We start from the raw sequence: 1,364 nt of genomic DNA, 5'->3' as shown, positions 1-1,364 counted from the left end.
CTAGTCTCGTGGGCTCGGAGCTCTGACGGTAGGCGATCAGGTCCTCGATGGAGATGATCGTCAGGCCGTGCTTGCGGGCGAACGGGATCAGCTCGGGCAGCCGCAGCATCCGGCCGTCCTCGCCCGCGATCTCGACGATGGCGCCGGCCGGGCGCAGACCCGCGAGCCGGGCGAGGTCGACGGCGGCCTCGGTGTGGCCGTTGCGGGTCAGGACACCGCCGGGCTTGGCGCGCAGCGGGAAGATGTGGCCCGGGCGCACGAGGTCGCTCGCCTGGGCCTCGCCACCGGCCAGCAGTTGGAGCGTGGTGGCGCGGTCTGCGGCGGAGATGCCGGTGGTCACGCCGTACGCGGGGCCCGCGTCGACGGAGACCGTGAAGGCCGTGCGCATCGACTCGGTGTTGTTCTCGACCATCTGCGGGAGCTGGAGGCGGTCGAGCTCGTCGCCCTCCATGGGTGCGCAGATCAGACCGCGGCACTCGCTCATCATGAAGGCGATGATCTCGGGGGTCGCCTTCTCGGCGGCGATGACGAGGTCTCCCTCGTTCTCCCGGTTCTCGTCGTCGACGACCACGACCGGGCGGCCCGCCGCGATGTCGGCGATGGCCTGCTCGACGGGGTCGAGCGCGAAGTCGGAGGCGTCCTGATCGTGGCCCGTGCTGTACCAAACCGGCGCGGTTGTCATGCCGGGGCTCCTTCCAGGAAGGGCTGCCCGGCCTTGCGGGAGCGCAGCCACCAGTCGCGCATGCCCCACAGGACGAGCGCGCCGTAGATGATGTAGACGAAGCCGGAGAAGGCGAAGCCGTTGGCGAAGTTCAGCGGCACGCCCACCAGGTCAACGAGCAGCCAGGCGAACCAGAACTCGACCATGCCGCGCGCCTGGGCGTACATCGCGACGACCGTGCCGACGAAGATGTACGCGTCCGGCCAGGGGTCCCAGGACAGCGTCGGGTACGCGGTGAACAGGCTGCCGACCGCGAGGGTGCCGACGGCCGCGGCGCCGAGGAGGTACCCGCGCTCGCGCCAGGTGGCGAAGCGGACGGCGATGGAGCCGTCCTGCGCGCCGCCCTTGCCGCGGTTCCACTGCCACCAGCCCCACAGGGCGACGGTCATGACCACCAGCTGCTTGCCGGCGCTGCCGGAGAGGTGGGCGGTCGCGAACGCGGCGAGGAGGATGGCCCCGGACAGGAACTGGACGGGCCAGGTCCAGATGGACCGCCGCCAGCCGAGGGCGAGACCGATCAGCCCGATCACGTTGCCGATCATGTCGGCCCACTTGATGTGCTGGCCGAAGAGCGTGAACGCCTCGGAGTTGAGCCAGTTCACGACGTCGCTCCCTGGGTGCCGGGCAGCCCGGCCGGCTGCTC

Annotated in this window: 2 protein-coding genes; both read right to left on the bottom strand. The window is 70.7% G+C overall.

Features of this window, described 5'->3' with window-relative positions:
* A partial coding sequence (gene ribB / locus EU811_RS22955) for a 3,4-dihydroxy-2-butanone-4-phosphate synthase (protein ID WP_142940555.1) occupies nt 1-682 on the bottom strand: 682 nt, incomplete at its 3' end.
* Nucleotides 679-1,364: nicotinamide mononucleotide transporter family protein (locus EU811_RS22950; protein WP_342211729.1), on the bottom strand; the 686-nt coding region annotated here is incomplete at its 5' end. The genes EU811_RS22950 and ribB, both read right to left, overlap by 4 nt.

It is taken from the genome of Arthrobacter sp. TS-15, assembly GCF_006964045.1.
Taxonomy (GTDB): Bacteria; Actinomycetota; Actinomycetes; order Actinomycetales; family Micrococcaceae; genus Arthrobacter.
Note: the sequence above shows the minus strand (reverse complement) of the source record. Positions and strands in the feature narration are given on the sequence as shown.